Annotated in this window: 15 protein-coding genes; 7 read left to right on the top strand and 8 right to left on the bottom strand. The window is 52.5% G+C overall.

Translation table 11 applies throughout. From position 1 onward, the window contains the following. Positions 1 to 56 precede the first annotated feature (56 nt). Positions 57 to 932 (top strand): hypothetical protein, encoded by an 876-nt coding sequence (locus DNK57_RS05680; RefSeq protein ID WP_192962050.1) that lies wholly within the window; start codon positions 57 to 59, stop codon positions 930 to 932. A 227-nt stretch (positions 933 to 1,159) separates the two neighbouring features. Continuing rightward, on the top strand, positions 1,160 to 2,257 hold the full coding sequence (locus DNK57_RS05675; protein ID WP_192962049.1) for an inositol-3-phosphate synthase: 1,098 nt from the start codon (positions 1,160 to 1,162) through the stop codon (positions 2,255 to 2,257). 137 nt (positions 2,258 to 2,394) lie between these two features. On the opposite strand, the gene DNK57_RS05670 is transcribed toward DNK57_RS05675, so the two are convergent. Beyond that, positions 2,395 to 2,580, bottom strand: a complete 186-nt coding sequence (locus tag DNK57_RS05670; protein ID WP_048061279.1) for an ATP-binding protein — start codon at positions 2,578 to 2,580, stop codon at positions 2,395 to 2,397. A 177-nt stretch (positions 2,581 to 2,757) separates the two neighbouring features. On the opposite strand from DNK57_RS05670, the gene oadA reads away from it, so the two are divergent. Then, entirely contained in the window at positions 2,758 to 4,464 is a 1,707-nt protein-coding gene (oadA, locus tag DNK57_RS05665; RefSeq protein ID WP_192962048.1) for a sodium-extruding oxaloacetate decarboxylase subunit alpha, read from the top strand. A 359-nt stretch (positions 4,465 to 4,823) separates the two neighbouring features. On the opposite strand, the gene queC is transcribed toward oadA, so the two are convergent. The 3 genes from queC to DNK57_RS05650 are packed head-to-tail and all read right to left on the bottom strand — an operon-like array spanning position 4,824 to position 7,073. Then, positions 4,824 to 5,492, bottom strand: coding sequence for a 7-cyano-7-deazaguanine synthase QueC (queC, locus tag DNK57_RS05660; protein WP_192962047.1), 669 nt, complete (start codon positions 5,490 to 5,492; stop codon positions 4,824 to 4,826). Between the two features lies 1 nt (position 5,493). Then, positions 5,494 to 6,723 (bottom strand): nickel pincer cofactor biosynthesis protein LarC, encoded by a 1,230-nt coding sequence (gene larC / locus DNK57_RS05655; protein WP_192962046.1) that lies wholly within the window; start codon positions 6,721 to 6,723, stop codon positions 5,494 to 5,496. A 17-nt stretch (positions 6,724 to 6,740) separates the two neighbouring features. Beyond that, positions 6,741 to 7,073 (bottom strand): MJ1244 family protein, encoded by a 333-nt coding sequence (locus DNK57_RS05650; RefSeq protein WP_192962045.1) that lies wholly within the window; start codon positions 7,071 to 7,073, stop codon positions 6,741 to 6,743. A gap of 103 nt (positions 7,074 to 7,176) precedes the next feature. Here DNK57_RS05650 and cobZ point away from each other — a divergent pair, with 103 nt between their 5' ends. The 4 genes from cobZ (at position 7,177) to upp (ending at position 10,124) form a co-directional block, all read left to right on the top strand. Next, positions 7,177 to 8,010, top strand: coding sequence for an alpha-ribazole phosphatase CobZ (cobZ, locus tag DNK57_RS05645; protein ID WP_226891090.1), 834 nt, complete (start codon positions 7,177 to 7,179; stop codon positions 8,008 to 8,010). A 64-nt stretch (positions 8,011 to 8,074) separates the two neighbouring features. Next, a complete protein-coding gene (gene cobS, locus DNK57_RS05640; protein ID WP_192962044.1) occupies positions 8,075 to 8,821 on the top strand; it encodes an adenosylcobinamide-GDP ribazoletransferase in 747 nt (248 codons plus the stop codon). Positions 8,822 to 8,932: 111 nt separating this feature from the next. Then, entirely contained in the window at positions 8,933 to 9,511 is a 579-nt protein-coding gene (locus tag DNK57_RS05635) for a tRNA (cytidine(56)-2'-O)-methyltransferase (protein WP_320056882.1), read from the top strand. After that, a complete protein-coding gene (gene upp, locus DNK57_RS05630; protein WP_192962042.1) occupies positions 9,495 to 10,124 on the top strand; it encodes a uracil phosphoribosyltransferase in 630 nt (209 codons plus the stop codon). Before DNK57_RS05635 ends, upp begins: the two co-directional genes overlap by 17 nt. A 215-nt stretch (positions 10,125 to 10,339) precedes the next feature. Here the strand turns inward: upp and DNK57_RS05625 are convergent, their stop codons facing one another. Genes DNK57_RS05625 through rplJ form a run of 4 tightly spaced genes read right to left on the bottom strand, consistent with a single transcriptional unit; the run spans position 10,340 to position 14,842 of the window. Further along, positions 10,340 to 10,837 (bottom strand): fumarate hydratase C-terminal domain-containing protein, encoded by a 498-nt coding sequence (locus DNK57_RS05625; RefSeq protein WP_192962041.1) that lies wholly within the window; start codon positions 10,835 to 10,837, stop codon positions 10,340 to 10,342. A gap of 4 nt (positions 10,838 to 10,841) precedes the next feature. Then, positions 10,842 to 12,014: a tyrosine decarboxylase MfnA gene (gene mfnA / locus DNK57_RS05620; protein ID WP_192962040.1), complete on the bottom strand. Its 1,173-nt coding sequence runs from the start codon at positions 12,012 to 12,014 to the stop codon at positions 10,842 to 10,844. A gap of 24 nt (positions 12,015 to 12,038) precedes the next feature. After that, entirely contained in the window at positions 12,039 to 14,309 is a 2,271-nt protein-coding gene (ppsA, locus tag DNK57_RS05615; RefSeq protein WP_192962039.1) for a phosphoenolpyruvate synthase, read from the bottom strand. Between the two features lie 50 nt (positions 14,310 to 14,359). Next, positions 14,360 to 14,842 carry a 50S ribosomal protein L16 gene (gene rplJ, locus DNK57_RS05610; RefSeq protein WP_192962038.1) on the bottom strand — a complete coding sequence of 161 codons (483 nt, stop codon included), beginning with the start codon at positions 14,840 to 14,842 and terminating at the stop codon, positions 14,360 to 14,362. Between the last annotated feature and the right edge of the window lie 50 nt (positions 14,843 to 14,892).

Here is a 14,892-nt window from a genome sequence, read left to right as displayed (position 1 = left end):
CGGCGGGATCGGTTCAGGAAAAGCATTTATTAATCAGTAAGTACACATTTATGTACATGAGAAGGTGGGCCCTGCTTATTCTTATACTCATTGTCATCACATGTGCCCCGGCTGCATACTCCCATCAGCCGCGGCTGGTGACAGGTTCAGATGAAGTTATAGTTCAGAACCCTGAGGTTTCACAGGCATTCTACGGTGAACTCAAGGGAAAGCCTGTCTACTTCAAGATAACCTCATCGAGGCCCTTCAGGTTATACGTGAACATACTCGTCCCCTACTCTGCAGATGCAGAGCCCGTTTACGTGGACATAGTCCGGGGCGATGGTAAGGTCATCGGGACCCTCAGGGGTAACCTGAGCACCTGGAGGCCCTACTTTGAAGAATTCGGTGGTGACTACTACCTCAAGGGCCCCGAGTTCAACAGCACAGTTGAGGCGGGCACATACTGGCTGAAGGTCTACAATCCAGGGAACAGGGGGAAGTTCTCCCTGGCGGTGGGGGATATTGAATCCTTCCCTCCTGATGAGTCACTTAAGGCACTGGTGCTCCTACCGGTACTTAAATCAGAGATATTCGGAGTTCCTGTACTTCTTCTCTTCACCCAGTTCCTTGGAATGATCCTGGCTATGGGTTCATTCACTGTTATTCTACTCCTCTCATGGCTGAAACTCGGATCAGATGATGTCTACCGGCCGATTGTTATGCTTGGATGGGCCGGGATCGTCCTGACAGCCATTGCCTGGATACTCACCTACATTAAAAACCCCCTCAACATACTGGGTAACATTGAAAACCTGATCCTCATATTAATCATAATTTTAACCTGGCGCTTTAATGCAGGTCTCCCTGATTATCAGAGGCTGAGGGGGCCATTCACGCTCCTGATGTGGCTCCTATTCCTCCTCATCAGGGTTAGTCTCATATCCTACTGATCAGGTAACTCACCAGCCTCTGCTGACAATTTATACTCACCATTTATCGTTTCTGAAGGTTCAATCCTGGCTCATGGATCCGATTGGGCTGCAGATTCCTCTGCAATTGAGAGGTTTTAGAGGCGGGCGAAACATTTAATAGTTTAATATGCAAATCTTAAAAAGTAGGTTGATCAATTTATAGCCTTGATTTTATGATTATCACAAGTCTCTGAAAGGTGTTTCAATTGGGTAAGATAAAGATCGCGATAGTAGGTGTGGGAAACTGTGCCAGCTCCCTGATTCAGGGGATATACTATTACCGTAATAAGGGTGCCGGTGATTCAATAGGGCTCATGCACTGGGATATAGGCGGCTACATGCCAGGGGATATTGAGGTCGTTGCCGCCTTCGATATAGATAAAAGGAAGGTGGGGAGGGATGTAAGTGAGGCCATATTCGCCCCTCCAAACTGCACAGCAGTCTTCTGTGAGGACATCCCGGAGATGGGCGTTGAGGTGTCCATGGGGCACGTCCTTGATGGTGTGGCCCCCCACATGAGGGACTACCCTGAAAACCAGACCTTCGTTGTGGCTGATGAGGAACCCGTGGATGTTGTCGAGGTCCTCAGGGAGAGCGGGGCTGAGATACTCCTCAACTATCTCCCGGTGGGTTCAGAGGAGGCCGCCAGGTTCTATGCCCGCTGCGCCCTCGAGGCAGGGGTGGCCTACATTAACAACATGCCCGTGTTCATTGCAAGTGACCCTGAATGGGCTGCAAGATTCCAGGAGAAGGGCATACCAATAGTCGGTGATGATATAAAGGCCCAGCTGGGGGCAACAATAACCCACCGGACCCTCACGAATCTCTTCAAGAGGAGGGGTGTTAAACTCGACCGCACCTACCAGATAAACACTGGTGGGAACACGGATTTCCTTAACATGCTGAACCGTGACCGTCTTGACTCAAAGAAGGAGTCCAAGACCGAGGCTGTCCAGTCAATACTCGGTGAGGACCGCCTGGATGATGAGAACATCCACATAGGGCCAAGTGACTACATACCCTGGCAGAAGGATAACAAGATCTGCTTCCTGAGGATGGAGGGAAGGCTCTTTGGGGATGTGCCCATGAACCTTGAACTCAGGCTGAGTGTTGAGGACTCCCCAAACTCTGCGGGTTGTGTTATTGACGCCATAAGGTGCTGCAAGCTTGCCATTGATCGGGGTATAGGCGGGGCCCTTACATCCATATCATCATATACCATGAAGCATCCCCCGGTCCAGTACACTGACGACGTGGCAGCGCGTATGGTGGATGAGTTCATTGCAGGTGAAAGGGAGAGATAACTACTCAATTCCTTTTTCACTTTTTGAGAAGCGCTCCATCAAATCCTAGAAGAAGACTCTTTTTTCACCTTAAAATGGAGGTAATTAGAAAACACTTAACCTGAAAAAAGTAATGAATAAGCTGGGTTGTGAAGGCATCAGTCCTCTTCAACCTCTATGCACTCGTTTGGACATACGTCCATGCACACCTCACATTCATTGCACTCCTCGGGGTGCTGGACCTCGAGCTTACCATCAACTATTATGAGTACCTCCATGGGGCATACATCAACACATTCTCCACATGCATCACATTCATCATAATCTATGATTATCTTTGCCATTTTTGATTCTCCCTTAAAATTCCATGTAAATTTGATGGTTAGGATTAGAACCTCATCCCTTATAACCATTATTACGGTGTAGTACAGAGGTCTGATGGGTTAATACATCTGCTGTGTATTTAAGGAAGTTACTACTATGTATATAAAGAATCTAATTGATCTCATGAGAGGGTCACGATGAAAGGGATAAAGGTCGTTGAAACAGCATTCAGGGATGCACACCAGTCACTTCTTGCAACACGCCTCCGTACAAGGGACATGATACCCATCGCAGAGGAAATGGACAGGGTGGGTTTCTTCTCACTGGAGGCATGGGGCGGTGCAACCTTCGATACATGCATACGCTACCTGAATGAGGATCCATGGGATAGACTGAGGGAACTTAAGGAACACGTGAAAAGGACACCGATACAGATGCTCCTCAGGGGCCAGAACCTTGTGGGGTACAAGCACTACCCCGACGACATAGTGAGGAAGTTCATTGAGAAATCCTATGAAAACGGTGTCGATGTATTCAGGATATTCGACGCCCTCAATGACATCAGGAACATGGAGTACGCCATAAAGGTCGCCAGGGAACAGGACGCCCATGTGCAGGGAGTCATCTGCTACACCATAAGCCCATACCACACCCTTGAGAGTTACGTGGAATTTGCAAGGGAACTCGAGGCCCTTGAATGTGACTCAGTTGCAATAAAGGACATGGCCGGGCTGATATCTCCACATGATGCCCACGAACTCGTGAGGGCCCTCAAGGAGGAGACCGACCTCATGGTGAACCTCCACTGCCACTGCACCAGTGGGATGACACCCATGAGTTACTATGCCGCCTGTGAGGCCGGCGTTGACATACTTGATACAGCCATATCACCACTATCATGGGGTGCATCCCAGCCACCTACAGAGAGCCTGGTGGCTGCACTCCGGGACACACCCTACGACACCGGCCTTGACCTTGAGATCCTGAAGAACATCAAGAAGTACTTTGAGGAGATCCGGAAGAAGTACAGCAGCCTCCTGGACCCCATAGCCGAGCAGATCGACACCGACGTCCTCATATACCAGATACCCGGCGGTATGCTGTCAAACCTTGTTGCGCAGCTCAAGGAACAGAACGCCCTTGACCGGTACGAGGAGGTCCTTGAGGAGATGCCCAGGGTGAGGAAGGACATGGGTTATCCTCCCCTTGTAACCCCAACCAGCCAGATAGTTGGTATACAGGCCGTTATGAACGTCCTGAGCGGTGAGAGGTACAGCATGGTCACCAATGAGGTGAAGGACTACTTCAGGGGACTCTACGGCAGACCACCTGCACCTGTAGATGAGGAGGTGGCAAGGAAGGTCATCGGCGACGAGAAACCCATCGACTGCAGACCCGCAGACATCCTCAAACCCCAGTATGATGAGTGCAGGAGGAGAGGTGAAGAGATGGGTATAATAGAGAAGGAGGAGGACATACTGACCCTCGCCCTCTACCCCGCCATTGCACCTAAATTCCTGAGGGGTGAAATCGAGGAGGAGCCCCTGGAGCCCCCTGCAGAGGAGAAACCCCCTGCAGGTGAAGTGCCAACCGTTTTCCACGTGGAGGTCGATGGTGACGAGTTCGAGGTCAAGGTGGTCCCCACGGGCTACATGACCATCGAGGAGGCGGAACCCGAACCAGTGGATGTTGAGGGTGCCGTTAAGTCCACCATGCAGGGCATGGTTGTGAAGCTCAAGGTCAGTGAGGGCGACCAGGTGAATGCAGGGGACGTTGTCGCTGTTGTTGAGGCCATGAAGATGGAGAACGATATCCAGACGCCCCATGGTGGTGTTGTTGAGAGGATATACGCCTCTGAGGGTGAAAGGATTGAAGCAGGCGACGTAATCATGGTCATAAAATAAATTTTTTTAAAACTTTCCTTATCATTCCATTGCCCCGTAAACCAGCATCAATTAGCCGGCCTCAGCCTCATTTTATCACTGTTCTATGAAGTAATGAGCAAAGTATTTCTTTGGCACTAGTATAGAAGCCAATAGAGGCCCCCATTAAGTAATGAGCAATTCCTTTGACCCAAAAGGCCCAGACTATCCATACCAAAGTAATGAGCAAAGTATTTCTCTGGCTGTTGCTTCCTTTTAATGAAAAATTGCCCCAGAATGGTTTAAGAGAAGCAGATTTTCTATCCAATCCAGCACTCAGGCCAATCATGTGTAATAGGGGATGAAGAACGTGTAATTCAAAAAATTGGTGGGGGTCAGAATTATTCGAGGTACTCTGTGGGGTCCTCAACGCCGGCAAGTTCGAAGGCCCTCTTCCTCCTCATGCAGGACTCGCAGACTCCACAGTGAACCCTGCCTCCAGCGTAGCATGAGTATGTTAACTCGAAGGGTAATCCGAGATCAGATCCAGCCTCAACTATCTCCCTCTTGGTCATTCCAATCAGCGGTGCCTCCACCCTCACACCATCCAGGGTGCCCACCTCCAGGAGCCTGTTGAATGCATCAAGGAACTCCTCAGAGTTATCAGGGAAGGTCTCAGCCTCCTCCCGATCCCAGCCAACAATAACTGCACTGGCCTTCATGGCCTCGGCGAAGGAGACCCCTATGGATGTGAATACCAGGTTCCTCCCGGGTACCCAGACCTTCCTTGCTGTCTCAAGGCACTCAAGGGTGTCATCCAGGTCAGATGGGGATGGTATATCCCCTCCAGCCGTGAGCACCGAGCCTCCAAGTCCTCCAAGCCACTGGAGGTCCAGTGTCCTGTGTTCAATTCCAAGGTGCTCTGATAGTCTCCTCGAATATTCAATCTCCATCCTGGCACTCCTCTGGCCATAATTAAAGGTGATGGCGTGGATCTCATATTCCTCCATCAGGAGCGCCGTTGCAACCGCTGAGTCCATACCCCCTGATAGTATGCTTATTGCCCTCATTTCAGTCCTCCGCTAAATCATCCTCTGGACTATCATTTAACTTTAGGTCCCTGAACTGTTTCTCAGCCATTTCAATAACATCCCTGAGTGGTATACCCGTCTCAAGTGATATCCTCCGGGCATCCTCGTATTCTATCCGTGCATTCAGGACACGTGAACCCATGAGGCCCACCTTGAACCTTGCCGTCCTGCGGCCCTTGATATCAACCTGGGCCTCCATGACCCTCCTCTCAAGGACTCCCCTGTGGACCTGGGGGAATATCCTGACACCGAGGGTCCCTGTCTCTGAGAAGATGCTTCTAAGGACCCCCTCATACTCGTTTTCCCGGCATATAACCCTTATAAGCTGCCCGGGCCTGTTCTTCTTCATTATGACTGGGGTGAGGGTCACGTCCAGTGCCCCGGCGTCCATGAGCCTCTCGAAGATGTTCCCAAGGACCTCCCCGCTGAGGTGGTCCACGTTGGTCTCAAGGAGAACCACCCTGTCATGGGGGACCGCCTCTGAGCCCCTGACTATCCTGAGTATGTTGGGGAATTCCGGGTCCATGGTCCCTGCCCCGTAGCCAGCTGCCTGAATCTCCATTGGCGGGAAGAACCTTCGGTGCCCCCTTACCATGTTCACCAGGAGCGCAGAGCCGGTTGGCGTTGCAAGTTCAAACTCTGATGGGCCCCCGGTTACAGGAAATCCCCTGAGTATCTCTGTTGTGGCCGGCGCAGGGACAGGTGTGAGTCCATGGGCGCCCCTCACCAGTCCTCCCCCAACTGCAACCGGGAGGGTGTAAACATCATCCCTGTGAAGGTTAAGGTCGAAGTATGCGAACACTGCCCCCATGACATCTGCAACTGCATCTGCAGCTCCCACCTCATGGAAGTGGACATCATCCAGTCTCACCCCGTGGACAGAGGCCTCCGCCTGTGCTATGGTGTGGAAGACGGCCCTCGCCATTGAAAGCATCTCATCATCCAGGGCGGGGTGGCTGATCCTCTCAAGGAGTTTGAGGAACTCCATGTATCCTATGCTGAGTGATTCATCAGCCCTCACATCGACGTATGTTGCCCTGATGCCAGCTCTTTTAACCTCAGATACATCCACATCTGCGCCTCCAAAGTGGGACGCGGCATCCTCCATGACCTCAGCTGTCCTCTCAGGGTGGGCCCCGAGGTCTATGAGGGCGCCCACCATCATGTTACCGGATACCCCTGCAAGCTGGGGGTCTATGACCGTTACCATCAAAGCACCGCGTGGATTCACTCTTGGGGGGAGTTCACTATTATCCTTCTTATGGGTATCTCTATTATGGTGTACTTCTCACCGGCCAGCTCCTCGCTGAACCTCCTTATTATTGGTTCAACAAGTTCCTCATCAACCACGGAGCATACAAGGATTGCGTCCCTTGCATAATCGCGTATAAGGGAAATCGCTGACCTGGGGTCCTCCTTGACTGAGAATCCCTTCCATTCTGTTGGAGAGACGCCCTTGTACTCCACTATGTAGAAGCCTGTGACACCCTCATCGGCCAGTATGTTCATTACACGGCCAAGGTTCTCAACCTCAATGAATACCCGTAGATGCACCTTCATTAATATCACCCTATATAGATATGTGGTGTGTAGATAATAAATCTGATGAGAGGGGGACAGTGTTCTGAAATCCATACGACTGTTGCATGTGAAGGTGAATTCATTGAAGGAGAAAGTGAATCTTAACGGTGCAGAAATTCTGGTTGAAGAGAATCATGTGATTGTGAGGGCAGATTCAGGACTTGTTACTGCAGATTCAAGCATCAGCATTGAGGATGAGGTCCGCCATGAACTCCCGGGGGCCCACTGCATGGTGAGGGCCGGTGATGCGGTGGCATTCTCCTCGGCAGGGAAACGGGTGGATGTCCTGTTAATCCTGGGGGAGCCATGCGGTGACCGGATACCTGAAGCCCTGAGGATCAGTGTGGAGGAGGTATCATGCACCACCGGGATCCTCACTGAGATGATGAGGCCGCAGGTGAGGGTCGTGGCACTCCCAGGTGATGGATGGCCCGGTGAGGATTCCATAAGGGGGGCTATCAGGCGCTCCCTCCGGGGCGTACTACTCGACGGGCCAGGGGTTGAGGAGCTCCTTGAGGCCCGTGGGGTCACAATTGACGGTATGGTGGAGGCTGGTATGGAACTGCTGGTTGGCGTTGATGCCACAGTGGATCTCAGGGACCGGCTGAGGTCAGAGATAAGGAGGGCCCTCGGTGACCTCAATGTCAGGGCCCTCCTTGCAGCCGCACTGCACCTTGAAGGGGACATAGAAAACAGGAGGGTCCTCGGTGTGGACCTGCGGGATGACCCAGCCTACCTCTACAGTGATGAGGTCCTGGGTATGGCGCTTGCCAACCAGGTGGCAGGTACAAAGGCGATATTCAACTTCAAAAGGTATGATGAGGAAAAACCTGGCATCCTCGGTGAACTGGGCCCCATGGTTGATGACGCCGTTGCGGGCCTCATAGCCGGCTGCATGTCACGGATCTTTGAGTGATGGGGGGTGGTCATGTGAGGACAGAGAGGTCAGCTGGGATCCGCTCAGTCAGGGGTGCCCCTGGATGAGGTTCACCGGGAAGCTCAGGGGACTTATATCCTTCTCAACGATTGTGCCCCTGAGATCAGATGCCACCGTTGAGGATATAGCTTCATTAACACTTCACTGGCCGCTGGTGGGTGCCCTAATAGGGGTGGCTGCAGGCTCGGTAGCTCTTGTTACCTCTCTGCTGCTCCCCGGGGCAGCTGTCGCCTGTGTTGCCTATGGATTCTCCATCTGGTTCACAGGTTTCCACCACCTGGATGGCCTGATAGATATGGGCGACGCCCTCATGTCCCATGGGAGCTTCGAGAGGAAGATAGAGATAATGAGGGACTCCAGGATAGGTACAGGAGGCCTTGGACTCCTTGTCCTGGTATCATCCACCACGATAGCCGCTGTTTACTCCCTTCCACATGCTATGCTGTTTCAGGGGCTCCTCATAGGAGAGTTCTCGGCCAAGGTGTGCCTCACGGGCTGCGCCCTTGTATCAAGGCCCCTTGACAGCGGGACAGGGAGGCACTTCATATTGGCGGCCAGAAATCCCCTCATCGCCATCGTATGGATTTTCTGGGCCGCTGTCGCATACATCCTTGTGGGGGTTCCGGGTGCTGTTGCCGTTGCTGTCGCTGTCATTTCAGGGATTTTCATTGGCCTTGTTGCCAGGAGGAACTTCTACTGGAGTACTGGTGACGTTCTGGGGGCCTCAAATGAGATGGGGAGGATGATGTCCCTCCTTGGCCTCCTTGCAGCCATCAGATTAGGGGTGTAGAACAGATAAGTGTCCATCCAGGAGATGCTAAAAATCCTGGACTCAAACTAAAGATAAATGGGTGTAAATCCGCGGGATGCGAAGAATTGTATTTAAGGAGATGGAGGTCAGATAATGGATGTGAAGGTTTTAAGGCTTGGCCACAGGCCATCAAGGGATGCGCGCATTACGACACATGTCTGCCTCACTGCGAGGGCCTTCGGCGCCTCGGAGGTTATACTCAGTGGTGAGGAGGACCCTAAGCTCATGGAGGGCGTTGAGGATGTTGTCAGAAGATGGGGTGGGCCCTTCAGTGTGGTCTACCGCAGGAACTGGCAGGGTGTCATAGAGTCCTGGAAGGAGGGGGGAGGGGAGGTCATACACCTCACCATGTACGGTTTACCTGCCAGGGACGTCGTGCCCGGGATAAGGGATAACGGAAGGGATAAGCTCATTGTTGTGGGGGGTGCAAGGGTCCCCGGGAAGGTCTACAGTCTTGCAGACTACAACGTTGGGGTGACCAATCAGCCACACTCTGAGGTCTCCTCCCTGGCTGTGTTCATGCACATGCTCCTTGATGGGGCTGAATTTGACCTTAAATTTGAGGATGCCAGTATAGAGGTGATACCCCAGGCGAGGGGTAAAATGCTCAGGGAGACCCATGGAGGATCAGGTGTGGATGGGGGTGATGGTAATGCTGAGGGTGATTGATAACCTGATAGTCAGGGAGAAGCTCACCACTATAAGGCAGAGGGGGATAGATCCTGCCAGTTTCAGGAGGGGAGTGTCTGATATAGGCCGCTACATGGCCTACGAATTCGCAGATACCCTGCAATGGCGTGAAGTGGAGGTTGAAACCCCCCTTGGCACTGCGGGTGGTGTTGAGATAACCGACAGGGACAGGATAGTTATTCTTAGCATCCTCAGGGCCTCACTGCCCTTTACAGAGGGGGTGATGAAGGTCTTCCCTGAGGCAGGACACGGTATTATCGGTGCCAGGAGGTCCGATGACCCCCCATTCAGGGTCTCAATAGACTACATCAGGGTCCCGGAGCTTGATGATAAGATAATGGTGATAGCGGACCCCATGCTCGCAACCGGGAACACCATGATGGGCATCCTTGATGCCCTCGAGGCCTACGGCTCCCCTGCAAGGACCGTGGTCTTCAACATAATATCCTCAAGGATGGGCCTTGAAAGGGTCCTTGAAAGGGGTGTGGATGTCTACACATGTGGTGTTGAGGAGGAGGTTAATGACATGGGCTACATAGTCCCTGGACTCGGGGATGCCGGGGATCTGGCCTTCGGGAGGCCCTCCGATTAGGCATAAACTGGTAATACTCTCTGAAGATGCATAAACCGTGAAAATGGGATGGTGGTGGCCTGATGTCCAGGCAATAAAAGGCTGTGGGGCAAATGGATCAGGAATGTGGCGGAGCTTCATACCTGTGCATGTTCACAGCAGGAGGAACGTCAGAGCATGGATAAAAAACGTCCATAAATCCAACAAAAACATGAAATCAGAAAGCAGAACCCGGCTCAGCCATAGATGGATTTTCCCCCGGCCGCTGCAACGATACCTGGTATGTCCTTAACTCGGAGTTCAAAGATGGCCTCCATGCCCTCCTCCTCAAAGGCAGCCACCCTCATCGATTTAACCCTGCTTGTGAGCAGGGCTGCTGTGGGTGGTGTTACTATGAAGACTGCTCCAGCCTCATGGAGTGCCCTTACCGTCTCATCTCCAAGTTTTCCTTTGCCTATGTGGACAAGCACACCCCTCGATGCAAGGTAGGGTATGCTCTCCTCTATGTCCTCCTTGTTGCTGCTTGTGGGGGCTATACCCGCTGGACTTACGGCCGTGTGCATTATGGCGGCGCCCATGACGTTGATGGGCTCCTCTCCAGCTTTCAGGGCCTTAACGAGTTTTGGGAGGGCCGCGTCCCTTCCAGTGTAGATGATACCATCCATTACCACCCTGTCACCGACCCTGAGTTTTCTTATCTCCTCTCCTGTTGCTGGTAACTCTATCCTGATCATGGTATCAACCTCTGACTCCCTGAGGGGTGTCCCGCATCAGACCCTCCAGGTCCCTGAGCAGCATTTCGATGTGTTCCTCACCTATATGTGGCATGAGGACAACCCTTATGGCTGGCGGGCATGATGAGACCGATACTGCCCATCCCATCTCCTCGAGTCTGGATGCCAGTTCATGGGGCCCAATTGAGGGATGGTTGAAGGCCACTATATTGAGTTCGGGTTCCACCACGAGCTGGTAGTCCAGTTCCACCAGTCCGTCCCTGAGTCTGCGGGTTACACCCATCACCCTGAGGGCGAGTTCACGGTAGCCCTCACGGCCCATGTGTTTCATGACCGCCCAGGTTGCGGCGGCCGAAGCCCCGGTCCTGGTGCCCACTATGGTTGACTGCTGCTTCTCTGTGAGGTAGGGTGTCTCTATGCTCATGGCATCCAGGTAGGAGGCGTCCCTGAAGAGTATGCATCCACTGGGGATGGGGGCCAGGCCCATCTTGTGTGGATCCACTGTTATGGATGAGACCCCCTGAAGTTTAAAATCAAATTCAGGTAGTTCAGCGCCGGTTTCCCTCAGGAAGGGTATTATGAAGCCCCCGAAGGCTGCGTCAACGTGGAGGTGTATGCCCTCCTCAAGGCAAATTTCTGATAGCTCCTCAACAGGGTCTATCCTGCCAAGTTCTGTTGTCCCTGCGACTCCAACAACGGCCACTGTGTTTCCTGATATGAGTTTTCTCACTGATTCAAGGTCTACCCTGTATTCATGGTCCAGTTCAGCCTCCCTGAGTCTGATTCCCAGGATATCCGCCGCCTTTCTGAAGGAAAAGTGGGCTGATTTAGGGACTATTATCTCAGGTTTTTCAGCCCCGGCCATGTTTCTGGCTGCCCTCATTGCCATGAGGTTCGCCTCGGTACCGCCTGTTATTATGTGGCCGGCTGCGGCGGGCTCTGAGAGGAGGTCCCCGAGCATCCCTATCACCATGGATTCAAGTTCCCTGGTGCCCCTGAAGAGTCCGGGGTCCCCCAGGTTGGACTCGAGGAAGTCACAGTACACCCTCCTGGCGAGGGGGTGGGATGATGTGCACATGGACCCGAGGATTCTTCCTGAGGTGTAGGTCATATCCCTACTCTGGAATTCAGCGAGAAGTTCAAGTACCTTTTCCTCGGGTAGGCCCTTTTCATCCATTTTTACGCCCAAAAAAAAGTAGTTCTAGAGGAGTTTCCGTGCGGCCTTGAGGAGGAGTCTCTGCTCTGCCCTTGCAACGGTTTTCCTCACCTCTGCGACAGCGTCGGTGTTTGCGGATACACTGCTTATTCCAAGTTCCACAAGTTTCTCAACTATCCTTGGAATGCTTCCTGCCTGGCCGCAGATACTTGTCCTGACACCTGCCTCGTTGCATTTCATTATAACCCTCTCGATGAGTTTGAGGACAGCCGGGTGTCCCTCGGTGTAGAGGTCTGCCACGTGTTCATTGTTCCTGTCTATGGCGAGGGTGTACTGGGTGAGGTCATTGGTTCCGAAGCTCACGAAGTCAATTCCCTCCTCAATGAAATCCTCAATTATAAGGGCCGCTGCAGGTGTTTCGACCATTATACCGAATTCAACGTCCCTGTGGGGTTTAAGGCCGGCCTCCTCGGCGATCATCTTGGCCTTTCTGAGTTCATCGGGGTGCTGTACCAGTGGTATCATTATACCTATGTTTGTGTAACCCTGCTCATGGAGTTTCTTTATCGCCCTGAACTCTGCCCTCAGGATCTCGGGTTCATCGAGTTCCCTGCGTATGCCCCTCCATCCCAGCATCGGGTTGTGCTCGTAGGGCTCGTTTTCACCACCCTCAAGGGTCTTGAATTCATCTGTGGGTGCGTCCAGGGTCCTGTACCATACAGGTCTTGGGTAGAACTCGTCTGCAACCTTCAGGATGTTCTCTGCGAGGATTTTAACGAGTTCATCCTCTCTGCCCTCCTCAATAAACTTCCTGGGGTGCACCCCCGTGGTTAACATCATATGCTCTGTCCTGAGAAGCCCAACACCGTCGGCTCCTGTGGCTGCTGCCTTCCTGGCAGCCTCTGGCATGCTGACGTTGACCTTGACCTCGGTGACGGTTAGGAGTGGTGACTCCACAGTGACTGTCTCGGCCTCAGCCTCCTTCTTCTCCTCCTCAATTACGCTACCCTCATATACCAGTCCCCTGTTACCGTCTATGCTGACGACCTGGTTCTCCCTGAGGACTTCAGTTGCATTTCCTGTACCCACGACGCAGGGTATTCCTAGTTCACGGGACACTATGGCGGCGTGGCATGTGACTCCTCCCTCATCGGTTATTATACCGCTGGCCCTCTTCATGGCAGGCACCATGTCAGGTGTTGTCATGACCGTGACCAGGATGTCACCGGTCTGTATCTTGTCCAGTTCATGGATCTCCCTGATTATCTTGACCTTACCTGATGCCAGGCCCGGGCTTGCACCGAGACCCTTAACCAGGACCTCCCTGGACTTGACCTCAGTCTCCTCGGTTGCCTCTCCCAGGGTTGTTATCGGCCTTGACTGGAGCATGTAAACCTCTCCATCCATTATGGCCCATTCTGTGTCCTGTGGTGAGCCATAATGCTCCTGTATCCTTCTACCCATCTCTGCAAGGGCTGCTATCTCCTCGTCAGAGAGAACACGTTTGTTGCGAAGTTCAGGGGGGACCTCCTTCTTGACTGTTCTACCATCCTCCCGGGTGAACATTATGTTCTTCTCACCTACCGTGAGTTCAAGGAGCTTACCTGTTCCCTTATCAACCCAGTAGGTGTCGGGTGTCACTGAACCGGACACAACAGCCTCTCCAAGGCCCCATGACCCCTCTATGAGTATCCTGTCCTCACCTGTTGAGGGGTGGACCGTGAACATGACTCCGGCCTTCTCTGCGTCCACCATCTCCTGGACAACAACTGCTATGTAAACCTTTGAGTGGTCGAAGTTGTTCTCCTCCCTGTAGAAGATGGCCCTGGCCTCAAAGAGGGATGCCCAGCACCTCCTGACGTAATCCAGGACATCCTCGGCGCCCCTGATGTTGAGGAAGGTGTCCTGCTGACCCGCGAAGGATGCCTCAGGGAGGTCCTCTGCCGTGGCTGAGGAACGTATGGCGACGTATACATCATCCCTTCCTATCCTCTGGCATAGTGCATTGTAGGACTCTATTATGAGTGTCTGTATATCCTCAGGTACCTCAGTTGATGTTATTATGTCCTTTATCTCAGCTGAAACCCTCTGGAGTTCCTTTGTATCGTTGACGTCAAGGTTTTCAAGCATCTCCATGACCACCGGCTGCAGTCCGGTGTCTGTCATGAACTTGTTATAGGTCGCCGCTGTTACCACGAACCCCGGGGGGACGGGTATACCTGCCTGGGTCAGTTCACCCAGGTTGGCCCCCTTTCCACCGGCTATTCCCACGTCATCCTTACCGAGTTCCTCAAAAAACGCCACATACTTAACCATTTTATCCCCTGGACTAGCTGTGTGATTGATTAAATTAAAGAATTAGATGTTTATTTAATCAGTTCCTCGCCCCTGTCAATGACGATCCTGCATGGAACCGGGAACTTCATGGCAGCCCTTCTGAGGGCCTCCTTGGCATCCTTGAAGTTTTTCTTGTTCGTTTCAATTGTAATTATCTTTTGGTTCTTCTTGACAAGTGCCACGGTACTTACAGGTTTACCGAAGGCCTTCCTCATACCGTCCTGTACACGGTCAGCCCCGGCACCTGTTGCCATCGGGTTTTCACGTACAATGTGGTGCGGGTAAACCCTTATCTTCAGGTGATAACCCATCCTACCAGCCCTCCTCTGCATATAACGGTTGGAGGCTATCCTGGCAGCCTCGAGGGCGTTGTGGGTTATCTGGGTGGGTGCCTTGACGGCCACGCTCAGTGAAATTGGGAATTCAGCTGAGAGGTTACCCATATCATATTGAACGATCTTTGAACCTGGGATCTTCTTGATATACTCTCTTCTTGTGTATGCACGAACCATAAATAATCCTCCTGTGATCCTATGAGAATAACTATGAAATGAGTATCTCG

Origin of the sequence: Methanothermobacter thermautotrophicus (genome assembly GCF_014889545.1) — an archaeon.
GTDB lineage: Archaea > Methanobacteriota > Methanobacteria > Methanobacteriales > Methanothermobacteraceae > Methanothermobacter > Methanothermobacter thermautotrophicus_A.
The sequence above is the reverse complement of the archived record's forward strand: the minus strand, read 5'-3'. Positions and strand labels throughout refer to the sequence as shown.

What these genes read in the sequence shown, in the direction of transcription:
- rplJ (WP_192962038.1), bottom strand. Translation starts at nt 14,842, where the DNA reads ATGGTTCGTGCATACACAAGAAGAGAGTATATCAAGAAGATCCCAGGT.
- DNK57_RS05650 (WP_192962045.1), bottom strand. Translation starts at nt 7,073, where the DNA reads ATGAAGGTGCATCTACGGGTATTCATTGAGGTTGAGAACCTTGGCCGT.
- DNK57_RS05625 (WP_192962041.1), bottom strand. Translation starts at nt 10,837, where the DNA reads ATGATCAGGATAGAGTTACCAGCAACAGGAGAGGAGATAAGAAAACTC.
- upp (WP_192962042.1), top strand. Translation starts at nt 9,495, where the DNA reads ATGCTGAGGGTGATTGATAACCTGATAGTCAGGGAGAAGCTCACCACT.
- DNK57_RS05680 (WP_192962050.1), top strand. Translation starts at nt 57, where the DNA reads ATGAGAAGGTGGGCCCTGCTTATTCTTATACTCATTGTCATCACATGT.
- mfnA (WP_192962040.1), bottom strand. Translation starts at nt 12,014, where the DNA reads ATGGATGAAAAGGGCCTACCCGAGGAAAAGGTACTTGAACTTCTCGCT.
- cobS (WP_192962044.1), top strand. Translation starts at nt 8,075, where the DNA reads ATGAGGTTCACCGGGAAGCTCAGGGGACTTATATCCTTCTCAACGATT.
- larC (WP_192962046.1), bottom strand. Translation starts at nt 6,723, where the DNA reads ATGGTAACGGTCATAGACCCCCAGCTTGCAGGGGTATCCGGTAACATG.
- DNK57_RS05670 (WP_048061279.1), bottom strand. Translation starts at nt 2,580, where the DNA reads ATGGCAAAGATAATCATAGATTATGATGAATGTGATGCATGTGGAGAA.
- ppsA (WP_192962039.1), bottom strand. Translation starts at nt 14,309, where the DNA reads ATGGTTAAGTATGTGGCGTTTTTTGAGGAACTCGGTAAGGATGACGTG.
- queC (WP_192962047.1), bottom strand. Translation starts at nt 5,492, where the DNA reads ATGAGGGCAATAAGCATACTATCAGGGGGTATGGACTCAGCGGTTGCA.
- oadA (WP_192962048.1), top strand. Translation starts at nt 2,758, where the DNA reads ATGAAAGGGATAAAGGTCGTTGAAACAGCATTCAGGGATGCACACCAG.